General features: G+C 66.9%; 24 protein-coding genes and 1 tRNA gene. 14 read left to right on the top strand and 11 right to left on the bottom strand.

The window, feature by feature from the left end; translation table 11 throughout:
• Positions 1–29 precede the first annotated feature (29 nt).
• A tRNA-Leu gene (locus AC07O0_RS23065) sits at positions 30–114 on the bottom strand.
• 117 nt (positions 115–231) lie between these two features.
• Here AC07O0_RS23065 and AC07O0_RS23060 point away from each other — a divergent pair.
• The 3 genes from AC07O0_RS23060 (at position 232) to AC07O0_RS23050 (ending at position 3,076) form a co-directional block, all read left to right on the top strand.
• Entirely contained in the window at positions 232–843 is a 612-nt protein-coding gene (locus AC07O0_RS23060; RefSeq protein WP_454028193.1) for a YqaA family protein, read from the top strand.
• 8 nt (positions 844–851) lie between these two features.
• Positions 852–1,385 (top strand): disulfide bond formation protein B, encoded by a 534-nt coding sequence (locus tag AC07O0_RS23055; RefSeq protein WP_494626055.1) that lies wholly within the window; start codon positions 852–854, stop codon positions 1,383–1,385.
• A 140-nt stretch (positions 1,386–1,525) separates the two neighbouring features.
• Positions 1,526–3,076, top strand: coding sequence for an ABC transporter substrate-binding protein (locus AC07O0_RS23050; RefSeq protein WP_494626053.1), 1,551 nt, complete (start codon positions 1,526–1,528; stop codon positions 3,074–3,076).
• Positions 3,077–3,259: 183 nt separating this feature from the next.
• On the opposite strand, the gene AC07O0_RS23045 is transcribed toward AC07O0_RS23050, so the two are convergent.
• Entirely contained in the window at positions 3,260–4,183 is a 924-nt protein-coding gene (locus AC07O0_RS23045; protein WP_494626051.1) for a LysR substrate-binding domain-containing protein, read from the bottom strand.
• A 90-nt stretch (positions 4,184–4,273) separates the two neighbouring features.
• Here AC07O0_RS23045 and AC07O0_RS23040 point away from each other — a divergent pair, with 90 nt between their 5' ends.
• Genes AC07O0_RS23040 through AC07O0_RS23015 form a run of 6 tightly spaced genes read left to right on the top strand, consistent with a single transcriptional unit; the run spans position 4,274 to position 9,997 of the window.
• Positions 4,274–5,392: an NAD(P)/FAD-dependent oxidoreductase gene (locus AC07O0_RS23040; protein ID WP_494626049.1), complete on the top strand. Its 1,119-nt coding sequence runs from the start codon at positions 4,274–4,276 to the stop codon at positions 5,390–5,392.
• A complete protein-coding gene (locus AC07O0_RS23035) occupies positions 5,373–5,669 on the top strand; it encodes a (2Fe-2S)-binding protein (RefSeq protein WP_494626047.1) in 297 nt (98 codons plus the stop codon). Before AC07O0_RS23040 ends, AC07O0_RS23035 begins: the two co-directional genes overlap by 20 nt.
• The gene (locus AC07O0_RS23030; RefSeq protein ID WP_494626045.1) at positions 5,666–7,066 is read left to right on the top strand and encodes an FAD/NAD(P)-dependent oxidoreductase; all 1,401 of its coding nucleotides are present in this window, start codon (positions 5,666–5,668) and stop codon (positions 7,064–7,066) included. The genes AC07O0_RS23035 and AC07O0_RS23030 overlap by 4 nt, the downstream gene beginning before the upstream one ends.
• On the top strand, positions 7,063–8,193 hold the full coding sequence (locus AC07O0_RS23025; RefSeq protein WP_494626043.1) for an NAD(P)/FAD-dependent oxidoreductase: 1,131 nt from the start codon (positions 7,063–7,065) through the stop codon (positions 8,191–8,193). Before AC07O0_RS23030 ends, AC07O0_RS23025 begins: the two co-directional genes overlap by 4 nt.
• Positions 8,190–9,134, top strand: a complete 945-nt coding sequence (locus AC07O0_RS23020) for an ABC transporter permease (protein WP_494626041.1) — start codon at positions 8,190–8,192, stop codon at positions 9,132–9,134. Before AC07O0_RS23025 ends, AC07O0_RS23020 begins: the two co-directional genes overlap by 4 nt.
• Complete coding sequence (locus AC07O0_RS23015) at positions 9,131–9,997, top strand: ABC transporter permease (protein WP_494626039.1); 867 nt, start codon at positions 9,131–9,133, stop codon at positions 9,995–9,997. Before AC07O0_RS23020 ends, AC07O0_RS23015 begins: the two co-directional genes overlap by 4 nt.
• 23 nt (positions 9,998–10,020) lie before the next feature.
• Here AC07O0_RS23015 and AC07O0_RS23010 read toward each other — a convergent pair whose 3' ends face one another.
• Positions 10,021–10,989 (bottom strand): LysR family transcriptional regulator, encoded by a 969-nt coding sequence (locus AC07O0_RS23010; RefSeq protein WP_494626037.1) that lies wholly within the window; start codon positions 10,987–10,989, stop codon positions 10,021–10,023.
• Between the two features lie 29 nt (positions 10,990–11,018).
• Between AC07O0_RS23010 and AC07O0_RS23005 the strand changes: the two genes are divergently transcribed.
• Positions 11,019–11,309, top strand: a complete 291-nt coding sequence (locus AC07O0_RS23005; protein WP_494626036.1) for a hypothetical protein — start codon at positions 11,019–11,021, stop codon at positions 11,307–11,309.
• Between the two features lie 12 nt (positions 11,310–11,321).
• On the opposite strand, the gene AC07O0_RS23000 is transcribed toward AC07O0_RS23005, so the two are convergent.
• The 7 genes from AC07O0_RS23000 to AC07O0_RS22970 form a co-directional block, all read right to left on the bottom strand.
• A complete protein-coding gene (locus AC07O0_RS23000; protein WP_152013598.1) occupies positions 11,322–11,879 on the bottom strand; it encodes an HNH endonuclease in 558 nt (185 codons plus the stop codon).
• Positions 11,880–12,092: 213 nt separating this feature from the next.
• Positions 12,093–12,974: a 3-hydroxybutyryl-CoA dehydrogenase gene (locus AC07O0_RS22995; RefSeq protein WP_494626034.1), complete on the bottom strand. Its 882-nt coding sequence runs from the start codon at positions 12,972–12,974 to the stop codon at positions 12,093–12,095.
• A 74-nt stretch (positions 12,975–13,048) separates the two neighbouring features.
• On the bottom strand, positions 13,049–13,996 hold the full coding sequence (locus AC07O0_RS22990) for an electron transfer flavoprotein subunit alpha/FixB family protein (protein WP_494626033.1): 948 nt from the start codon (positions 13,994–13,996) through the stop codon (positions 13,049–13,051).
• Positions 13,996–14,742 carry an electron transfer flavoprotein subunit beta/FixA family protein gene (locus AC07O0_RS22985; protein ID WP_494626031.1) on the bottom strand — a complete coding sequence of 249 codons (747 nt, stop codon included), beginning with the start codon at positions 14,740–14,742 and terminating at the stop codon, positions 13,996–13,998. The genes AC07O0_RS22990 and AC07O0_RS22985 overlap by 1 nt, the downstream gene beginning before the upstream one ends.
• 135 nt (positions 14,743–14,877) lie before the next feature.
• On the bottom strand, positions 14,878–15,579 hold the full coding sequence (locus tag AC07O0_RS22980) for a rhomboid family intramembrane serine protease (RefSeq protein ID WP_494626029.1): 702 nt from the start codon (positions 15,577–15,579) through the stop codon (positions 14,878–14,880).
• Between the two features lie 4 nt (positions 15,580–15,583).
• Positions 15,584–16,165, bottom strand: a complete 582-nt coding sequence (locus AC07O0_RS22975) for a cob(I)yrinic acid a,c-diamide adenosyltransferase (RefSeq protein ID WP_454028176.1) — start codon at positions 16,163–16,165, stop codon at positions 15,584–15,586.
• A gap of 43 nt (positions 16,166–16,208) precedes the next feature.
• Entirely contained in the window at positions 16,209–16,679 is a 471-nt protein-coding gene (locus AC07O0_RS22970) for an Lrp/AsnC family transcriptional regulator (RefSeq protein ID WP_494626027.1), read from the bottom strand.
• Positions 16,680–16,807: 128 nt separating this feature from the next.
• Between AC07O0_RS22970 and hppD the strand changes: the two genes are divergently transcribed.
• Both hppD and AC07O0_RS22960 read left to right on the top strand, forming a co-directional pair.
• Entirely contained in the window at positions 16,808–17,941 is a 1,134-nt protein-coding gene (hppD, locus tag AC07O0_RS22965; RefSeq protein ID WP_494626025.1) for a 4-hydroxyphenylpyruvate dioxygenase, read from the top strand.
• Between the two features lie 147 nt (positions 17,942–18,088).
• Positions 18,089–19,414, top strand: a complete 1,326-nt coding sequence (locus tag AC07O0_RS22960; protein ID WP_494626024.1) for a dicarboxylate/amino acid:cation symporter — start codon at positions 18,089–18,091, stop codon at positions 19,412–19,414.
• 11 nt (positions 19,415–19,425) lie between these two features.
• Here the strand turns inward: AC07O0_RS22960 and AC07O0_RS22955 are convergent, their stop codons facing one another.
• Positions 19,426–20,292, bottom strand: coding sequence for a LysR family transcriptional regulator (locus AC07O0_RS22955; protein ID WP_494626022.1), 867 nt, complete (start codon positions 20,290–20,292; stop codon positions 19,426–19,428).
• Between the two features lie 130 nt (positions 20,293–20,422).
• Here AC07O0_RS22955 and AC07O0_RS22950 point away from each other — a divergent pair, with 130 nt between their 5' ends.
• Positions 20,423–21,319 carry a DMT family transporter gene (locus tag AC07O0_RS22950; protein WP_494626020.1) on the top strand — a complete coding sequence of 299 codons (897 nt, stop codon included), beginning with the start codon at positions 20,423–20,425 and terminating at the stop codon, positions 21,317–21,319.
• 174 nt (positions 21,320–21,493) lie between these two features.
• Positions 21,494–21,937, top strand: a complete 444-nt coding sequence (locus tag AC07O0_RS22945) for a hypothetical protein (protein WP_494626018.1) — start codon at positions 21,494–21,496, stop codon at positions 21,935–21,937.
• Positions 21,938–21,988 lie beyond the last annotated feature (51 nt).

Genomic DNA, 21,988 nt, shown 5'->3' with positions numbered 1-21,988 from the left:
GGAGAAGCTGAACAAATCAGCGAAAGCCTTGGTGCCCCTGGCCGGGATCGAACCAGCACTCCTTGCGGAACTCGATTTTGAGTCGAGCGCGTCTACCAATTCCGCCACAGGGGCCCCTTTCGGGCCGGCGGACTATAGCGATCGGCAAGGGCCGGTCAATCTCGCGTGATCGCCTTTCTCTGTGGCGCCCGCGCCATGGACGGACGCCCCGGCGCCCGCTAAGGGGCAGCGATGTTCGAACGCCTTTATCTCTGGACGCTCTCGCTCGCCGCCCGCCGCAGCGCGCAGGTCTGGCTCGCCGTCGTCGCCTTCATCGAGAGCTCCTTCTTCCTGATCCCGGCCGACGTGCTGTTCGTGCCGATGGCTCTCGCCAAGCCCGCGCGGGCCTATCGCCTCGCCCTGATCGCGACCATCTTCTCGACGCTCGGCGGCATCGCCGGCTACGCGCTCGGTTACTACGCCTTCGACGCGCTGGCCCGGCCGGTGCTCGCCTTCTACGGCAAGCTCGGCGCCTTCGAGCAATTGCGCGCCTGCGCCAGCCCGGACATGACGCTGCTACTCCTGACCACCTCCGGCCTGGCGCATCTGCCGCCGATCAAGGTGGTGACCATCCTGGCTGGCGCCGTCCATATCGGGCTCGGCTTCTTCGTCCTCTCCTGCATTCTCGCCCGCGGCGCCCGCTTCTTCGCCCTCGCCTTCCTGCTGCGTCGTTATGGCGAGACGATCCGGCACTTCATCGAGAAGCGGCTGAAGCTGATCGCGCTCGGCGGCGCCGCCTTGCTGATCCTGCTCTATTTCGGCCTCAAGCTGCTGACAGGCTCGGGCCAGATGTTCTCCTGCTGAGTTACGCCATGACCGGCTCCTTCTCGCGCCTGCTTGCTGATCCCCGCCGCCTGATCGCGCTGATCGGGATCGTGAGCCTCGCCTTGATCGCCGGCGCCTGGTTCTTCGAGCTGGTCCTGCATTTGCGGCCCTGCAAACTCTGCCTCGAGCAGCGCGCGCCGCATTACGCCGCGATCGGGCTTGCCGCGCTGGCGCTGGTTTTCGCCCGCTCGCGCCGCCTTCAGGTCGTCGCGCTGATCGGCCTCGCGCTGCTGATGGCCTGGAGCACCGGGCTCGGTATCTATCACTCCGGCGTGGAATGGGGCGTCTTCGCCGGTCCGAACGATTGCGGAGGCACGCCCGCGCCGGCCGCGGCCGGCGTCCAGGACCTGATGAAGCAGTTGCAGACGACCCGCATCGTCTCCTGCACCGAAGCCGCCTGGCGCTTCCTCGGCCTCTCGCTCGCCGGCTGGAACGCACTGGCCTCGCTCGCACTGTTGGCGCTGACGTTGCTGGGACTGAGCAACCTCGCCCGACGGCAGTCGGGCAAAGCAGCGGCCTGATTCGCGGTTCTGCCAGCCGGCCACGGCGCGGCGCCGATCACGCCATAACCTGACAGAATACCCCATCCCCGATTTCGACTTGGACAGACTGGGAGGGCGATCCCCACTATCGCGTCAACAATGATCGAGGGGATCAAACCATGAAGACGCATGTCGCAGGGCTTGCGGGCCTGATGCTGTTCGCGGGCCTTCCGGGGCAGGCCAGCGCACAGGAAACCATCCTCAGGGTCAGCTCCGGCGCCAGCAATGTCTCGACCCTCGACGCCCACCGCGCCAGCGCGACCGACGACAAATCGCTGATCGGCTGGCTCTATAATGGCCTCGTCCGCTTCAAGCCCGGCAGCGCCGATCCCAAGGACCTCGAACCCGATCTCGCCGAGCGCTGGGAGACCTCGCCGGACGGCAAGGTCTGGACCTTCCATTTGCGCAAGGGCGTCAAGTTCCATGGTGACTGGGGCACGCTCAATGCCGACGACGTGGTCTATTCCCTGCAGCGCGCCGGCGACCCGAAGCGCTCGACCTTCTCGTCCGACTTCTCGGCGATCGACAGGGTCGAGAAGGTCGACGACCTCACCGTCCGGGTCACGCTGAAGTACCCGGACGTCAACTTCCTCGGCCGCGTCTCGAATTACCATGGCGGCAACATCGTCAGCCGCAAGGCCGGCGAGGAGCTCGGCGATCGCTATGGCGCCAAGCCCGTCGGCACCGGTCCCTTCACCTTCGTCGAGCAGGTGACCCAGCAATATGTGAAGCTCGCCGCCAACCCCGATTATTTCCGCGGCAAGCCCAAGATCGACACGATCATGATGCGCGCGATTCCCTCGGACAGCGCCCGCGAGCTCGCCTTCACCTCTGGCGAGCTCGACCTGTTCTACGGCAAGCGCGAGCAGCGCTGGGTCGATTCCGCCCGCCGCCGCCCAGGCTTCAACGTCGAGATCTTCCAGCCCGGCGAATACCGTTTGCTGCACATCAACCGCAGCCAGCCGCCGCTCGACGACATCCGCGTGCGCCGCGCCATCGCCGCCGCCGTCAACGTCGACGACCTCGTGCGCTTCGTCGGCAAGGATGTCGGCCCCAAGGGCTGCTCCGTCGTCCCGCCCGGCTATCTCGGCGAGGATTGCACGGTCCGCTATGGCTTCGACCTCGCCAAGGCCAAGGCCCTGCTCGCCGAGGCCGGCCACAAGGACGGCATCACCATCAAGGCGATCGTCTCCAATATCTCGGCGCAGCAGCCCTTCATGGAGATCATCCAGGCGCAGCTCGCCAAGGCCGGGATCAAGCTGGAGATGCAGGTCGTCGACCACGCGACCTATCAGAGCCAGAGCCGCAAGGATCTGAGCGGGCTGGTCTTCTACGGCGCGGCGCGCTTCCCGATCGCCGACACCTATCTCAGCGAGTTCTTCCACTCGCGCGCGACGGTCAACACGCCGACCGCCGCGACCAACTTCTCGCACTGCGCCATCGCCGACAAGGAGATCGAGGAAGCGCGGGTTGCACCCAATGCAGACGCCCAGAAGGCGCTCTGGAAGGAAGCGCAGCGCAAGATCATGGACGATGTCTGCGCGATTCCCCTGTTCGAACTGCGCCAGGTCTGGGCCCGCAGCGACAAGCTCGATTTCGGCTACGAACTGAAGGGCGCGCTCAACCTCGCCCCGCCGATCACCGAGGCGACGACGCTGAAGGCGCGCTAGGTTGTGCGGACTCCAGGCTTACTGACTTACCGAGAGACCACACCGTCATCCCGGGCTTGACCCGGATCCATGCCAGAGCGCGTCCGATTAAGGTTCGGGCATGGATCCCGGCTCTACGCTTCGCTCCAGCCGGAATGACACGCGTTTCCACGATTAATCAGCAAGTTCTGGACCTCAACGCGCTTAAGCCGGAGTCGGCATCAGGATAGTCCGCGAGATCTCCGCCGCCGCTTCGCGGGCGCTTTCCAGAAAGGCGGCGACCAGCCTGGCATTGCGGCTGTCGCGGTTGCGGCAGAGCTGGAAGTCGAGCTGGAATTCCGGCTCGAAACGGCGGATCGCGATCTTGTCGCGCAGGCCGCCGACGATCAGCGGATGCACCAGCGAGACGCCGACGCCGGCCGCGACGAACTCGCAGAGTGTCGGCGAGACATTCGCGACCATCACCACTTCCGGCGTGACGCCATGGCCCTCCAGCACCCGGCTGATGCTGCGGTGGGTATGGCTCTCCGGATCGAACGAGATGAACGGCACGCCGGCGAGATCGCGCGGGGTGATCACGTCCTTGGCCGTCAGCTTATGGCCGAGCGGCAGGATGCAGACCACCGGATGGCCCATCATCGGCTCGGCGGCGACATAGGGGTTGTCGACCGGGGCGATGATCAGGCCGACATCGAGCCTGTGGGTGACGAGCGCGTCGGAGATCCATTGCGAGCTGCGCGACTGCACCGAGCAGAACACGCCGGGCTGCCTGGCGAGGAAGCGCGAGGTCGCCTCCTGGATGAAGGAGCCGGAGAGCGCCGGCATCACCCCGATCAGGAGCCGGCTCTGCTCGTCGCGGCGGATCGCCTCGACCGCGTTCTCGACCTGGCGCACGCCGGCGAAGATCCGGTCGATCTCCTCATAGAGGCGCATGCCGCGCCGCGTCGCCACCAGCCGGCCCTTGACCCGGTCGAACAGGCGTAGAGCCGTATCCTCTTCGAGATGGGCGATCAGCTTGCTCATCGCCGGCTGCGAGACGTTCATCATCTCGGCCGCGCGGCTGACGGTGCCGTACTCGATCACGGCTTTGAAGGCCTCGACCTGGCGCAGGTTGAGCCGCCTCACCATGGCATAACCTCCGGGAATAGACTGCAGAGAAAAACGACTTTGACGAAATACAATGTCCCTCCCTAACGTCAAAGGGCGAAAGGGATTTTCATGCGGCCGGACATCGTCGTCATCGGGGGAGGAACGGTCGGCGCCGCCATCGCCTATGGCCTTGCCCGCAAGCAGGAGAAGGTGCTGCTGCTCGACGGCGACGATAGCGATTTTCGTGCAGCACGGGCGAATTTCGGACTGGTCTGGCTGCAGGGCAAGGGTCTCGGCATGCCGGCCTATCAGGCCCTGACCCGCGATAGCATCGCGCTCTGGCGCGGTTTCACCGAGCAGCTCGAGACCGAGACCACGATCGATCTCGCCTATGAGCAGAATGGCGGCCTCGCCTTCTGCCTCGGCGAAGAAGGCTATGAGAAGCGCCGTATCGACCTCCTGCGCCTCCATAACCAGCGCGGCGACGACGAGCCGGATTGGGAGATGCTCGATCGCTCCGCGCTAGCGCGGCTGCTGCCGAAGGTGACGCTCGGTCCGGATGTCGCAGGCGCCAGCTTCGGGCGGCACGACGGGCACACCAACCCGTTGCGGCTACTGGCGGCGCTGCATGCCGGTGTCCTTAGCCATGGCGGCGCGCTTCGCCATCGCGCCAAGGTTCAGCGGGTCGAGCGCGCCGGCGCCGACTTCAGGCTCGTGCTCGATGGCGAGACATTGACGGCGCCACGCATCGTCATTGCTGCCGGACTCGGCTCGCCCGAACTGGCCCGTCAGGTCGGGCTCGACGTGCCGCTACGACCGGAGCGCGGCCAGGTGCTGGTCACCGAGCGGCTCGCACCCTTCCTGCCGCTGCCGGCGAGCGGCCTGCGCCAGACCGGCGAGGGTACGGTGATGATCGGCGCGACCAAGGACGATCCCGGCTACGACGTCTCGACCACCGGCGAGGCGGCGGCACATCTCAGCCGCAAGACGGTGCAGATTGTCCCAGCCTTGGCCAAGGTCGGCCTTGTCAGGCAATGGGCCGGCCTGCGCATCATGACGCCCGACAGCTACCCGATCTATGCGCAGTCGCAGAGCCATCCCGGCGCCTTCGTCGCGCTCTGCCATTCCGGCGTGACGCTCGCCGCTCTCCATGCCGAGGACCTCGCCGCGGCCATCGCCGCGGGCAGCCTGCCCGAGCGCTTTTCTCCCTTCCACCAGAGTCGGTTCGATGTTCCGCAAGCTGCATGATCCGGGGCCGCAGGCGGTCACCATCTTCATCGACGGGCGCCCGGCCGCCGCCGAACTCGGCGAAAGCGTCGCCGCGGTGCTGCTGCGCCAGCGGGAAGGCTGGAGCCGGACCACTCCGGTCACGCAGAGCCCGCGCGCACCCTACTGCATGATGGGTGTCTGCTTCGAATGCCTGGTCGAGGTCGACGGCCAGGGCTCGGTCCAGAGCTGCCTGACGCCGGTCGCCGACGGCATGCGCATTGCCCGCCAGCAGGGCCGCCGGAGCCTGTCGGCATGAGGGACCATACCGATCTCCTGATTGTTGGCGCCGGCCCCGCCGGCATGGCCGCCGCCGTCACCGCCCGCCGCCATGGCCTCTCCGTCCGCGTCGTCGACGACCAGCCGGCGCCCGGCGGCCAGATCTGGCGTGGAATCGAGACCGTGGCCGCGACGCCGCGCGCCAGGCGGCTCGGCGAGAGCTACCTCTCCGGGGCCAAACGGGCCGCGGCCTTCCGCGCCTGCGGTGCACTCTACGAGTCCGAAAGCCAGCTCTGGCAGATCGAGCCGGGCTTCCGCGCTTTCATCACGCGAGGCGGCAAGGCGCGCACGGTAACGGCGCAGGCGATCATCCTCGCCACCGGCGCACAGGAGCGCCCCATGCCCTTCCCCGGCTGGACGCTGCCTGGCGTGCTGACGGTGGGCGCCGCGCAGATTCTGCTGAAGACCGCCGATTCCGTGCCGGAGAAGCCGGTCTGGATCGCCGGCTGCGGACCGCTGCCACTGCTCTACATGACCCAGCTCCTGGCTGCGGGCGGCCGCATCGCCGGCTTCCTCGACACCACCCCGCGTGGTCGCGTTGGAGCGGCGCTGCGCCACCTGCCGCAGGGCCTCGGCCGTCTCGGCGACCTCATGAAGGGTCTGTCCTGGTCGCTGGCGCTGCGCCGCGCCGGCGTCCCGATCATCCGCCATGTCGCCGAGCTTCGGGCCGAAGGGGAAGGGTGCCTGCAGCGCCTGCGCTACCGCACGGAAGACGGCCGCGAGGCCGAAGTTCCTGCCGAGGTGCTGCTCGTCCATGAGGGCGTGGTGCCGAACATCCATGCGCCGCTGGCGCTCGGCTGTGCCGTGCGCTGGCATGCCGGCCAGCAGTGCTATGTCCCGGTGCTCGACGCCTGGGGCGAGAGCTCGCAGGCGAACATCTTCGTCGCCGGCGACGGCGCCGGCATCGGCGGGGCCGAGGCGGCCGAACCGCGCGGGCGGCTCGCGGTACTCCGGATCGCAGCGAAGCTCGGTCGGCTCGACGATGCCGCCGCCGAAGCTGCTGCTGTCCGCGAACGAAGCGCCCTCGCCAGCGCGCTCGCGCTGCGGCCCTTCCTCGATGCGCTCTATGCACCACGCCCGCAGCTCTATGCTCCGCCGGACGAGACGCTGGTCTGCCGCTGCGAAGAGGTCACGGCCGGCGAATTGCGTGCCCGCGCGGTCGAGGGGCGGCCTGGCCCCAACCAGCTCAAGGCCTTCACCCGCGCCGGCATGGGCCCCTGCCAGGGCCGGCAATGCGGTTACCCCATGGCCCATATCGTCGCGGCGGCACAGGGCCGCCCGGTCGAGGAGGTCGGCTTCTACCGGATCAGGCCGCCACTGAAGCCGGTGACGCTCGGCGAGCTCGCCAGTCTCGACGAGCAGGAGCCGGCGGCATGAGCGAGGCCGCATTCGACGTGATCGTGGTCGGCGGCGGCCTGCACGGCCTCTCGGCCGCGCTGCACCTCGCCCGCGCCGGCCGCAAGGTCGCGCTGGTCGAGCGACGCTGGACCGGGCGCCACGCCTCAGGCGCCACCGCGGCCGGTGTCCGCACCCTCGGCCGCGACATCGCCGAGATCCCGATCTCGCTCGAGGCGATGGCGATGTGGCACCGGATCGAGACGATCGTCGGCGATCATTGCGGCTTCCATGCCCATGGCCAGCTGCGCGTCGCCGAGAAAGCCGAGCACATGCCGGCGCTGATCGAGCGACAGGCCCGCACCAGCGCCCTCGGCTACAGCCATGAGGAGCTGATCGACGCCGCCGAATTGCGCCGCCTCGTGCCGGCTCTCAGCCCGCATTGCATCGGCGCTCTGGTCGCGCGCCGCGACGGCGCCGCCGACCCGCATCGCACCATCGCCGCCTTCCGCCGTTCCTGCGAGCTTGAAGGCGTCGCCATCGCCGAAGGTTGCGGCGTCGAGGCGATCGATCGGCAAGGTGGCGACTGGCTGCTGGTCTGTGGCGAGCGCCGTTTTCGCGCGCCCCAGATCGTCAACGCCGCCGGCGCCTGGGCGGGCCGGCTCGCCGCCCTGTTCGGCGACGCCATACCGCTCGGCGTCCGCGCGTCGATGATGATCGTCACCGAGCGGCTCGCGCCCTTGCTCGATCCGGTCGTCAGCGTCGTCGGCCGCGCCCTCTCCTTCAAGCAGGCGGACCAGGGCACGCTGGTGATTGGTGGTGGCCTGCAGGGCTCGGCCGATCTCGACCGCGAGCGCAGCACCGTCGATTTCCGCCAGCTCGCCAGGGGCGCGCGCGCCGCCAGCGATCTCTTCCCTTCCGTGCGCGGCGTGCGCATCGCCCGCTGCTGGACCGGCATCGAGGCTGAGACGCGCGACCACATCCCGGTGATCGGCTTCTCGCCGAATGCGCCCGGCCTCGTGCATGCCTTCGGCTTCTCCGGCCATGGCTTCCAGCTCGTCCCGGTGGTCGGTGCGATCCTGGCGGAGCTCATCTGCGAAGGCCGGACGCGGCGCGAGATCGCCGCCTTCGCGCCCGGACGTCTGATGCAGGAAAGGGCGGTGGCATGATCGGCTATCTGGTCAGGCGCATATTGCTCGCCATTCCCACCCTGTTCGTGATGCTGACCGCGATCTTCGTGCTGGTCCGCCTCGTGCCGGGCGATGCGGCTTCGGTCATCCTCGGCGACCAGGCCAGCGCCGCCTCGCTCGCCGCGCTCCGTGAGAAGCTCGGCCTCGACCAGCCGGTCCATGTCCAGTACCTCGCCTTCCTCGGCAAAATCCTCACTGGTGATTTCGGCCAGTCGCTGTCGAGCGGGCGCAGCGTCATCCGCGAGGTGCTGCTCGTGCTGCCCTCGACGATCGAACTGACCGTCGCCGCCATCACGATCGGCCTTCTTTTCGGCCTGCCGCTCGGCGTCGCCGCCGCGCTCAGCCGCAATGGCTGGGTCGACTATGTCTCGCGCGTAGTCTCGCTGGTCGGCCTGTCCTTCCCGGCCTTCGTCTCCGGCATCCTGATGCTGATCGTGTTTTCGATCCAGCTCGGCTGGTTCCCGGTGCTCGGCAACACCAGCGGCACTGGGGGCTTCGCCGAGCGGATGCGGGCGCTGGCCCTGCCCGCGCTCAACCTCGGCATCATCATGACGGCGTATGTGATGCGCGTGACCCGCGCCGCGATGCTCGGCGTCTTGACCGAGGACTATATCCGCACCGCCCGCGCCAAGGGCGTCGGCCCGGCCCAGCTCGTCATCACTCACGCCCTGCGCAACGGGCTGATCCCGATCATCACCGTGGTCGGGCTCTATTTCGGCACGCTGATCGGCAATTCCGTACTGACCGAGATCATCTTCAACCGGCCCGGCCTCGGCAAACTGATCATCGGCGCGCTCAATGCCCGCGACTACACCCTGCTGCAGGGGCTGATGATCATCTTCGCGATCTGCGTGATCGTCGTGAACACGCTGACCGATCTCGCCTACGGCCTCGTCGATCCCAGGGTGAAGTACTCATGAGCGCCGCCGACACCCCCGTCGCGATCCAACCCGGCGGGCTCTGGCTCGCCTTTACGCAGAACCGGCTCGCCTGGGTCGGGCTCGTCCTGCTGGCGCTGATCGTCAGCATCGCGCTGTTCGCGCCCTGGCTCGCGCCCTATGACCCGCTCGAGCAGAACATCGTCGCACGGCTCGAGCCGCCTTCGGCAGAATTCTGGCTCGGTACCGATTCCTATGGCCGCGACGTGCTCTCGCGGCTGATCTACGGCGCCCGCATCTCGCTCTTCGTCGGCTTCGTCGCCATCCTGATCGCCATGCTGGTCGGCACCGCGATCGGCGTGCTCGCCGGCTATGTCGGCGGCGTCTTCGACCAACTCGTCATGGGCGTGCTCGACGTGCTGCTCGCCTTCCCGACCCTGCTGCTCGGCCTGATGATCGCCGCCATGCTCGGCGCCAGCCTGGAGAACCTGATCATCGCCATCGCGGTGACCGAGGTCGCGCCCTTCGCCCGCGTCGCCCGCGCCCCGACGATCACCCTGCGCCAGCGCGACTTCGTCGAGGCGAGCCGCTCCTATGGCTGCGGCCCATTCCGGATCATGACGCGGCACATCCTGCCGAACATGATCTCGGACGTCGTGGTGATGAGCTCGCTCTGGCTGGCCTCGGCGATCCGCACCGAGGCCTCGCTCAGCTTCATCGGGCTGGGCGTGCCGCCGCCCGCTCCTACCTGGGGTGCGATGATCCGCGAGGGCTTCGAGAACATCTTGGACGCCTGGTGGCTCGCGGTCTTCCCGAGCCTTGCCATCCTCGTCACGGTGCTGGCGCTCAACCTGCTAGGTGATGCGCTACGAGATGCGTCGGATCCGCGCTCGCGGTCGCGCTGACGTCGGCGAGGTACTCTAGGCCGTCACAAGGGCGCCTGCGAGCTATCGTTACGGGCTTCGGCTTTGAGCCAGGCCAGCAGCTTGCGCGTCGCCGCCTTCGGCTCCCGGCGCGGATGCGGGAAGGCGACCAGCCCGTCCTCGATGGTCAGGACACCGAGCGGCGCGATCAGGCGGCCGTCGGCCAGCTCCGGCTGCGCAAGGCGCGTCTCGATCAGCGTCACGCCGAGCCCGCCGACGGCAGCCTCGATGCACATATGGGTATGCGGAAAGGTCAGGCTCCGCGCCACGATCGGCACGACGAGCGGATGATCGCGATAGGATGGCTGGATGGTGATCGGGAAATTGCCGATCAGCTGTGTCTCGGCCGAGAGCCGCCCGGCCTCGACGCGGAACCGGTAGCCCGGCGCACAGACCAGCGCGAATGCGACATCCCCCAGCACGTGATAGACCTGATCGTCAGGCAGGTTGTAGCCGAGCCGGTTCCAGCTGGTGACGATGTCATAGTCCTCGACCTCGAAGATCGAGGCGCCGACCATCGTCAGCCTTATCGAGATTTCCGGGTGAGCCGCATAGAAGCGTGGCAGGCGCGGCACCAGCCAGCGCGTCGCCAGGCTCGAGCCGATGGCGAGCGTCACGGTCTCGCCGCCCTGCGCCGGCCGGAGCTGCCCCATGCAGCTGTCGAACGCCTCGAAAGCCATCCGCGTCGTGGCATAGAGCGCCTTGCCGGCAGCAGTCAGCCCCAGCGGCGCCACGCCTCGATCGAGCAGCTGCAGGCCCAAAGCCTCCTCCAGCGCCTTGATCTGCCGGCTGATCGCGCTGTGGGTGCGGCCGAGCTCCTCGGCGGCGAGCGTCATCGACCCGAGCCGCGCGGTGGCCTCGAAGGCGGGCAGCGGCGAGAGCGGCGGCAACCGGAGCTGGCCGATGTTCGCGAAACGCACGCCGATGTTCGAATTCATCGTGTGCGCGTCGCTCTCGCTGCCGCTACCGGTCATCGCATCACGTCTTTCGCCGGGAGGCTGCAATGGGTGAGGCCCTGTCCGCGCAAGTCATATCGCTGGGCGCGCGTGTCGTCGCGGAGCGATCCGGAGCTGTCAAGATCGGGCGAGCAAGTCGCATCGCCAACACCGATCTGCTGCGGCCATCGTTCGAAACCGAGCTCACGGCGGGGCCGCGGCTCTGGCTGCGACGCCTGCTCTGGCGCCGCCGACTGCACGCCGCTTTCCATGGTGAAGCCGATACGGTGCTGGAGGATTTCGGCCTGTCGCGGGCTCGCCTAGAACGCTACCTGGCGCAGCCCTTCTGGCGCGCATAGGCAGCAGCGCGACTACGGCTCCAGTTCGGAATCCCAGTAGAGATAGTCGAGCCAGCTATCGTGCAGATAATTCGGTGGGAACAGCTTGCCGTTGCGGTGCAGGTCGTTGATCGACGGCGCGAACGGCTTCTGCATCGGGATCATGCCAACCGCCGTCGGCATCTTGTCGCCCTTCATCAGATTGCAGGGCGAGCAGGCGGCGACGACGTTCTCCCAGGTGGTGAGCCCGCCCTTGGAGCGCGGCACGACATGGTCGAAGGTCAGTTCGTCGCGCGTGCCGCAATACTGGCAGGCGAAGCGGTCGCGCAGGAAGACGTTGAAGCGGGTGAAGGCGGGGGTGCGCGAGGGCTTGATATAAGTCTTGAGCGAGACCACCGAGGGCAGCTTCATGTTGAAGCTCGGGCTGCGCACCACCGTGTCGTATTCGGAGACGATGTTGACGCGGTCCATGAAGACCGCCTTGATCGCGTCCTGCCAGCTCCACAATGACAGCGGGTAGTAGCTCAACGGCCGGAAATCCGCGTTGAGCACCAGCGCCGGACAACCGTCCGGCGAGGCCATCGGATGCATCACATGCGCCGTCACCCGTATCGCGCCTCCGCTTCTAGGGCTCGCACGAATCCTGCCGCATCAATGTAAGCGCGATGCGACAGGAATGTGAAGCGACGATGTTGCGGCGCGAATGCGCATCCTCCGCAGGCGAAAGCCTACGGAGGAGCGAAATTGGCGGAGACTGATTTCAGGACGAGGCGCTTAGCTCGTATCCGGGCGCGACAGCCCGTTTCAGCGCGTCGGAATCGGCTTTTCGCCGCGATAATCGTAGAAGCCGCGCTTGGTCTTGCGGCCGAGCCAGCCCGCCTCGACATATTTCACCAGCAGCGGGCACGGCCGATACTTCGAGTCGGCCAGGCCGTCATGCAGCACCTGCATCACCGACAGGCAGGTGTCGAGACCGATGAAGTCGGCGAGCTGAAGCGGGCCCATCGGGTGATTCGCCCCGAGCCTCATCGCCGTGTCGATCGCCTCAACCGAGCCGACGCCCTCATAGAGCGTGTAGACGGCCTCGTTGATCATCGGCAGCAGGATGCGGTTGACGATGAAGGCCGGGAAGTCCTCGGAGACCGACGCCGTCTTGTGCAGCGAGGCGACGAAGTCCTTGGCGCGTTCGAAGGTGCCATCGTCCGTGGCGATGCCGCGGATCAGCTCGACGAGCTGCATCAGCGGCACCGGGTTCATGAAATGGATGCCGATGAAGTGTTCCGGCCGATCGGTCGCTGCGGCGAGCCGCGTGATCGAGATCGACGAGGTGTTCGAGGCCAGGATCGCGTCGGGCCGCAGATAGGGGCAGATCGCGGTGAAGATCTTGCGCTTCACCTCCTCGCTCTCGGTCGCAGCCTCGATCACGAGATCGCACGGCCCCAGATCCTCCAGCTTCGGCGCCGAGATGATCCGCGCCATTGCGGTACGGCGGTCCTCGTCGGCGATGGCGCCCTTGGCGACCTGCCGGGCCATGTTGCCGTCGATCGTCGCCAGCGCCGCGTTGATGCGGTCTTCGGCGATGTCGTGCAGCCTGATGTCGAAGCCCGCGACCGAAGCGACATGGGCGATGCCGTTGCCCATCTGCCCGGCCCCGATGATGCCGACGGTCTTGATCTGGTGATCCATGTGACGCTTCTGTTCCCCGGGGGAGCTGGCGCGAGCGGCCCCATGGCCGCCCGCGGCGCGACTTAACTTTCCGGCTACTTGCCGGCCTTTTCGAGTTCTTTCTCGAGTTCTGGCATGATGGCGAATAGATCGCCGACGAGGCCGTAATCGGCGATCTGGAAGATCGGCGCCTCCTCGTCCTTGTTGATCGCGACGATGACCTTCGAATCCTTCATGCCGGCGAGATGCTGGATGGCGCCGGAGATGCCGACCGCGACATAGAGCTCGGGCGCCACCACCTTGCCGGTCTGGCCGACCTGCCAGTCGTTCGGGGCATAGCCGGCATCGACCGCGGCGCGCGAGGCGCCCATCGCGGCGCCGAGCCGATCCGCCACCGGCTCGATCACCTTGGCGAAGTTCTCGGCCGAGGCGAGCGCCCGCCCGCCCGAGACGATGATCTTGGCCGAGGCCAGCTCCGGCCGGTCGGACTTGGCGACCTCCTCGCCCTTGAAGGACGAGGTACCGGGGTTCGCGGCCGCCGAGACGCTCTCGATCGGAGCGCTGGCGGAACCGTCGCCGGTCGCCTGGAAGGAGGCACCGCGCACGGTGATCACCTTCTTGGCATCGCCCGACTGCACCGTCTGGATGGCGTTGCCGGCATAGATCGGCCGCTCGAAGGTGTCGGCGGAGACGATCTTGGTGACTTCCGAGACCTGCATCACATCGAGCAGCGCGGCGACGCGCGGCATCACGTTCTTGCCGGTGGTGGTGCCGGGTGCGACCAGCGCGTCATAGCCGGGTGCGAGCGAGACGATCAGCGCCGCCAGCGGCTCGGCCAAGCGATGCTCGTAAGATCCGTCGTCGGCGAGTAGCACCTTCTCGACGCCGTCGAGCTTGGCGGCGGCTTCGGCGACGCCCTTGGCATTGTGGCCGGCGACCAGCACGTGCACCGGCGCGCCCAGATCCTTGGCAGCGGTCAGGGCCTTGCGGGTGGCCTCGTTGAGGCTCTTGTTGTCGTGCTTGGCGAGCAGAAGGGTCGGCATCACAGCACCCCGGCAGTCTTGAGCTTGGAGACGAGTTCGGCGGCATTGGCCACCTTGACGCCGGCGGAGCGCCCGGCCGGCTCGGCCGTCTTCAGCACCTTGAGGCGCGGGCTGACGTCGACGCCGAGCGTCTCGGGCGTGGTCTCGTCGAGCGGCTTCTTCTTCGCCTTCATGATGTTGGGCAGGGAGGCATAGCGCGGCTCGTTGAGGCGCAGATCCGTGGTCACGATCGCCGGCAGCTTGAGCTGCACGGTCTGCAGGCCGCCATCGACCTCGCGGGTGACGTCAGCCGAACCGCCGTCCAGAACCACCTTCGAGGCAAAGGTTCCCTGCGGCCAGCCGAGCAGGGCGGCGAGCATCTGGCCGGTCTGGTTGCAGTCGTCGTCGATCGCCTGCTTGCCGAGGATGACGAGCTCAGGCGTCTCCTGCTCGACGATCTTCTTCAGCAGCTTGGCGACCGCCAGCGGCTCGACGGGCGCATCCGTCTTCACCAGGATGCCGCGATCGGCGCCCATGGCGAGGCCGGTGCGGATCGTCTCGGCCGCCTGCGCCGGGCCGACCGAGACCACGATCACTTCGCTCGCCTTGCCCGCTTCCTTCAGCCGCAGCGCCTCTTCGACGGCGATCTCGTCGAACGGGTTCATCGACATCTTCACATTGGCCAGCTCGACCCCCGATCCGTCGCCCTTCACCCGGATCTTCACGTTGAAGTCGACCACTCGCTTCACTGGCACAAGTATCTTCATAAGGGCGTCACCGGTTGCGGAAAGATGCGATCGGATGCCGATCCGCCGGCCAGGCGATGACCGGCATCGCGGCGCGCGGCAGAAATGCGGACGGACCGTAGCGACGGGAATTTACGCTTGTCAACGCCATGAAAGTCACGGCAGCCCCCGCACGCCGCGGCCGAAGAGGCGCAGCTCGCGCCGGATCAGCAACGGCGTCAGCGCCGCCCCGGCGCCGAGCCCGCCGAGATGCGCCCACCAGCCGACCGCGCCCTGCTGGTCGAACAGCGCAGACAGCAACTGGAACAGGATCCAGGCACCGAGCGCGTACATCGCCGGGATGTGCAGCGGAATCCATTTGAAGGCGAGGCCCCAAACACGCACGCGCGGGTAGAGCATGAGATAGGAGGCGATCACGCCCGAGATCGCGCCGGAAGCGCCGATCAGCGGCTGCTCCGATTCGGGATTCATCAGCGCGTGCAAGATCGCGCCCGCCATACCGCAAAGAACGAAGAAGAGGAGGAAGCGCAGATGCCCCATCGCATCCTCGACATTGTCGCCGAAGACCCAGAGGAACAGCATGTTGCCGATCAGATGGGCGAAGCTGGCATGCAGCATCACGCCGGTCATCAGTGTCAGCCAGGGCGGCGCCCGCAGCAGCTCCGGCGGCAATTGCGCCTGGCCGAACAGCACCGCGGGAATCGTGCCGAAGCCGGCCATGATCGCGATCTCGCTCGCCTCGCTGGTCCAGTACATCAGCATGAGCCGCAGCACGATGCAGATCGCGATCAGCGCATAGGTGACATAGGCGACGCGGATGAAGCGCATCGGAACGCCATCATGCAGCGGCACGAACATGGAATTACCGGTTCTGGCCGGGCGTCCAGAGCACGTCGCCCCCAGCCCTGGCATTGAGGTGGCGGGAAGCGACGAAAAGAAAATCCGAGAGTCGGTTGATGAATTTCAGCGCCGGCTGGGCGACGCTTTCGCCCTCCCCCTGCGACAATTCGACCATCAGCCTTTCGGCCCGGCGGCTGACCGTACGGGCAAGATGCAGATGCGCCGCACCCGGCGTGCCACCCGGCAGCACAAACGAGCGCAGCGTCCCGAGCGGTCGGTTGAGCAGGTCGATCTCGGCCTCGAGCCGGTCGACCTGCGCCTGCACGATGCGCAACGGCTCGAAGGCAGGCTTCTCGCCGGTATCGGGCGAGGCGAGCTCGGCGCCGAGATCGAAGAGATCGTTCTGGATGCGGCCGAGCATCGCGTCGAGCTGCGGATCCTCGCCGGCGCAATGCAGGCGCGCCAGGCCGATGCAGGCATTGGTCTCGTCGACCGTGCCATAGGCGGAGACGCGCAGATCGAATTTCGGCCGGCGAGCGCCGGTGGCGAGCGCCGTGGTGCCGTCGTCGCCGGTGCGGGTGTAGATGCGGTTGAGAACGACCATCAGCGAGTTATAGCGCGCTGCAGCATCGGCGGAAGGGGCAATCTCACCCCATCGCGAGCGGCAGAAGTCCCGGCTCCTTCAGCGTCTCCAGCGCGATCTCCGACCGCACTCGCGCGACGCTCTCATGCGGCAGCAGCACCTCGTTGACCAGGCGCGCCAATTCCTTGAGGTCGCCGACCGCCACCTTCAGCATGTAGTCGGCCTCGCCGGTCAAGGCATGCGCCTCCAGCACCGACGGCGTCAGCTTCACCAGATCGCGGAAGCGCCGGGCGTTGTCGCGTGAATGGGTGTTGAGCGCGACATGGATGAAGACGGTGACGGAGAGCCCGATCGCCTCCGGATCGATCAGCGCGCGATAGCCGCGGATCACACCTGAGTTTTCCAGCGCCTGCCGCCGTCGCGAGACCTGGCTGGCGGAGAGGCCGACGCGCTCGGCGAGCGCGCCATTGGTCAGCGAGGCATCCTGCTGCAGGGCTTCGAGCAGGCGCCAGTCGAAAGCGTCGAGCTGCGGCATTCCGTGAGCTTTCCTGCGCATCGATGCACGATCCGTGCAAATTCAATCCGAGAGCGCGGGATTTTGCAAACCTTTCGCCATCCGGATGCGCGACGATCAATCAAGCGCACAGTCAAGGAGGACACACCATGGGCCCGTTCCCGCACGATTCCGCCCCGCCGGCCATCTCCGACGCCAATCCAATGGGCACCGACGGCTTCGAGTTCGTCGAATATGCCCATCCCGAACCGGAGAAGCTCGGCGCGCTGTTCGAGACCATGGGCTTCACCAAGGTCGCCAGGCACCGCTCCAAGAACGTCACGCTCTATCGCCAGGGCGACGTCAATTTCATCGTCAATGCGGAGCCGGATTCCTTCGCCCAGGGCTTCGCCGCCGAGCACGGCCCCTGCGCCTGCGCCATGGCTTTCCGTGTCGTCGATGCAAAGCACGCTTTCGATCGCGCCGTCTCGCTCGGCGCCGAGCCCTATGAGAGCAAGGTCGGCCCCGGCGAACTGCAGATCCCGGCGGTGAAGGGCATCGGCGGCTCGCTGCTCTATTTCGTCGACCGCTATGGCGCGAAAGGCTCGATCTACGATGTCGACTTCGAGTGGCTCGGCGAGAGCGACCCGCATCCCGAGCAGGCCGGGATGTATTATCTCGACCACCTCACCCATAACGTCATGCGCGGCCGCATGGACCATTGGGCCGACTGGTATGGCGAGCTCTTCAATTTCCGCGAGATCCGCTTCTTCAACATCGAGGGCAAGCTCACCGGCCTGATCTCGCGGGCGCTGACTTCGCCCTGCGGCAAGATCCGCATCCCGATCAACGAGTCCCTCGACGACAAGAGCCAGATCGAGGAGTACCTGCGCCAGTACAAGGGCGAGGGCATCCAGCATGTCGCGCTCGGCTCGCGAGACATCTACACGAGCGTCGAGCAACTTCGGCACAACGGCCTACCCTTCATGCCCTCCCCGCCTGAGACCTATTACGAGAAGGTCGATGGCCGCGTGCCGAACCATGGCGAGCCGGTGCCGCGGCTCAAGCAGAACGGCATCCTGATCGACGGCGAGGGCGCGGTCGCGCTCGGCGAGAAGGCCGGCCGGATGAGCAAGGTCTTGCTGCAGATCTTCTCGGCCACCGTGGTCGGGCCGATCTTCTTCGAGTTCATCCAGCGCAAGGGCGATGACGGCTTCGGCGAGGGCAATTTCCGCGCTTTGTTCGAGTCGATCGAGGAAGACCAGATCCGCCGTGGCGTGCTGAAGCCGCAGGCAGCGGAGTAACGTACCAGTGCCCTCTCCCTAACTGGGAGAGGGCACTCGCTTGCCGGTGATCGACAGACCTCAACCCAGGCTTGCCGCCTCCCGGGAATGGGCGTAGCCCTTTGCTGACGCACTGCACAACAGGTGCGCCAGCAAGAGGAAGCGGCCATGGCGACGACGTCGGCAGAGGTCATGCGGGGCCATCAGGGCCCATGGTGGACCCATCTCTATGTCCAGGTGCTGACCGCGATCGCCATCGGCGTGCTGCTCGGCCATTTCTATCCCCAGACCGGCGAAGCGATGAAGCCGCTGGGTGACGCCTTCATCAAGGCGATCAAGATGATCATCGCCCCGATCATCTTCCTCACCGTCGTCCATGGCGTCGCCTCGATGGACGACATGAAGAAGGTCGGCCGCGTCGGCCTGAAGGCGCTGATCTATTTCGAGGCCGTCACCACGCTGGCGCTGATCGTCGGCCTCGTCGTGGTCAATCTCTGGAAGCCGGGCGCCGGCATGAACGTCGATCCCTCGACGATCAACACCTCCGGCATCGCCGCCTTCACCGCCAAGGCGCATGACCAGAGCACCACGGCCTTCCTGCTCAACATCATCCCGGACACGGTGGTCGGCGCCTTCGCCAATGGCGAGATCCTGCAGGTGCTGTTCTTCGCCCTGCTCTTCGCCTTCGGCCTGCAAATGCTCGGCGAGCGCGGCAAGGCTGTGCTGCATTTCATCGACGACATCGCCCAGATCTTCTTCAAGATCGTCGGCATCATCATGAAGGCCGCCCCGATCGGCGCCTTCGGCGCCATGGCCTTCACCATCGGCAAGTTCGGCGTCGGGACCCTGGTCTCGCTCGGTTCCTTCATGGCCGCGTTCTACGCGACCTGCCTGATCTTCATCTTCCTGGTGCTCGGCACGATCGCGCGGCTGACCGGCTTCTCGATCCTGAAGTTCATCGCCTTCATCAAGGAAGAGCTCCTGATCGTGCTCGGCACCTCATCCTCCGAGAGCGTGCTGCCGCGCATGATCGCCAAGATGACTCATCTCGGCTGCAAGGAGAGCGTGGTCGGCCTGGTCATCCCGACCGGCTATTCCTTCAATCTCGACGGCACCTGCATCTATCTCACAATGGCCGCCGTCTTCCTGGCGCAGGCGACCAACACCGACCTCACCCTCGCCCAGGAGATCGGCATCATCGCCGTGCTGCTGCTGACCTCGAAGGGCGCTGCCGGCGTCACCGGCTCGGGTTTCATCGTGCTGGCCGCGACACTGGCCACCGTCGGCCATATCCCGGTCGCCTCGATCGCGCTGATCCTCGGCATCGACCGCTTCATGTCGGAAGCACGCGCCCTCACCAATCTGATCGGCAACGGCGTCGCCACGATCGTCGTCTCGAAATGGGAGAACTCGCTCGACGAAGCCAGGATGCAGCGCATCCTCGCCAAGGAGACCGGCTACGACGCCGACGAGCCGGAGCGGATCGCGGTCTGACCCGACCCCCGTCAGGCCGCCAGCCGCGGCGACGCCATTGCCTCGCGCAGCGCCTGCGCGAAATGGCGCGCCGCGACACCGGCCTGCGGCGCGATCACCAGCGCGACCGAGAGTTCGAACAGCGACGGCAGGTTCTCGGACGGCTCGAGCCGACGCAATGACGCCGGCGCGGCGCTCTCCGTGATCGCGGTGACGCACAGGCCGGCCTCCACCGCCGAGAGCAGGCCGGCCATGTGCGAGGAGGAGAACACCAGCCGGTGCGCTCGCTCCGCCACTTGCAACGCATTCAGGATGCGCGGACGGGCCCGGCAGCCCTCGTTGAACAGGCCGAGCGGCAGCACTTCGCTGAGTTCCGGCCGGTGGCCGCGTGCCGCGACCCAGACCAGCGGCTCGCGCCTGAGCCGCTCGCCCTTCGGTCGGCCAGGGTCCTGGGTGATCACCGCAAGGTCGAGCTCGCCCGCTGCCACTGCCGGCTCGATCCGCTTCGAGAGCTCGCAATGCACCTCGATCTCGACGCGCGGATGTTCCTCGGCGAAGCGCACGATCAGCGGCCTGAGGTAAGCGTCTACATAATCGTCGGGCAGGCCGATGCGCAGGCGACCCACGGCCTTGTCGCCCTCGAGTTCGGCGCGCGCCTCGCGCTCAATCGCGAGCAGGCGGCGGGCCTGGGCGAGCAATCGCTCGCCGGCTTCGGTCGGCGTGACGCCGCGGCGAGAGCGCTCCAGCAATTGCTTGCCCAGCGCAGCCTCCAGATCCTGGATGCGGCCCGAAACCGCCGATTGCGTGCGCCCGAGCTTCTGGCCGGCCGCGGTGAAGCCGCCGGTCTCGGCGACGGCGACGAGCATGGCGAGCGCATCGAGATCGAGATGGGTTGACATCATCGTTCCAACGGAAATGACGATAGATGAATCAGGATAATCCGTTTTTCCGATTGCCGTAAGCACCCTATATCGAGGGTCGGATCACCAGCTTTTCAGATTGTGCATCATGTCCGCCCCGAGCCTTTCCGTGCCTGATCGTCCCGCCACGCCGGCGCTCGCCATGTTCCTGGTGTTGCTGCTGGGCGCGACCTGTATCGGCTTCTCCGGCATTTTCGTGCGCTTTGCCGATGTCGGCCCGGCCGCCGCCGGCTTCTGGCGCATGGCCTTCGCGCTGCCGGTGCTGGCGGCCTGGATGGCGCTGGAGGACCGCCGTGAGCAGGCCGAAGGCGTGAAGCCCGGCGCCATGCTGCCGATCGCACTCGCCGGCCTCGCCTTCGGTGTGGACGTCGTGCTCTACAACGCCTCGCTCGGCTTCACCTCGATCGCCAACGCCTCGCTGCTCGGCAATCTCTCGCCGGTCGGCGTCATCCTCGGCGGCTGGCTGCTGTTCCGCGAGAAGCCGACGCGGCGCATCCTCGGCGCGCTGCTGCTCGCCATTGGCGGCGCTGGCCTGCTGGTGCTGCCGAAGCTGACGGGAAGTGCCGTGACGCCGCTTTCGGGCGCTGGCTTGTTCGGCGACGGCCTCGCCATCGGCGCCGCCTTCTCCTACGCCGCCTATATCCTCGCTGTCCGCCGCGCCCGCAACCGCGCCGCCGCCGGCCGGATCGGCCTGATCTCCAGCGCGATCTGCGCCGTATTCTGCCTCGTCGCCGCCCTCGGCCTGAGTGAGACCATCCTGCCGCAGAGCCTGACCGGCTGGCTCGCCGTCGCCGCGCTCGGCCTGGTCTCGCATGCCATGGGCCAGGGCCTGATCACGCTGGCGCTTGGCCACTACGGGGCGAACGCCGCCTCGCTGGTCATGGTCTGGCCGGCTTTAGTCTCGGTGCTCGCCGCTTGGGCGATCTTCGCCGAGCAGCCCTCGCCTGCGCAGGCCTTCGGCGGTGTCGCGATCCTGGCAGCGGTGCTGATGGTGCGGAAGGGCTGAAATCGCACGGAGCCCGCTGTCCTGACGATGTGTCGGGCGACAGGAGCGTATTTGCCGCGCCGACCTGCACCTGCTGCACGGTCGACCGGCAATGCAGAATAAAATGCCGTTTGACCCCTGATGTTTCCGGCGCACAGTCGACTCTGCTTCATCATGAGGCAGGGAGAAACAGCCATGATCGCTCGGGTTTCCGCTTTTATCTTCACTTGCCTCTTGGTCAGCACTCCAGCAAGTGCGCAGCCACGGCAGTTCGGCCCGGCGACCGGAACCGTCTCCATCCGGCAGGTGCAGGTGGCCTTCATCGGCTCGGGTGCGATCGGCGGTGGCACGCTGCGCTTCAACAAGCGCAACTACGAGATCACCGTCGGCGGCCTCGGCATCGGCGGCATCGGCGCCTCGCGCCTGACCGCGACCGGCTCAGTCTACCGCCTGGCCAATGCCGAGGACTTCACTGGAGCCTATCTCCAGATTCGCGAAGGCTGGGCGATCGGCGACGAGGGCCGCGGCACGCTCTGGCTGCGCAATGCCAAGGGCGTGGTCATGCGGCTTGCGACGAAACGCCGGGGCCTGCAGCTCTCACTCGGCGCCGACGGCGTTCTGATCGGCTTCAAGCAGTAGGCACGAGAGACAGGACACGCCGCCGGCCTTCGGCAGCGGTGCTGATGGTGC

The organism is Allobosea sp. GW821-FHT10B12 (assembly GCF_059415545.1).
The sequence above is the reverse complement of the archived record's forward strand: the minus strand, read 5'-3'. Positions and strand labels throughout refer to the sequence as shown.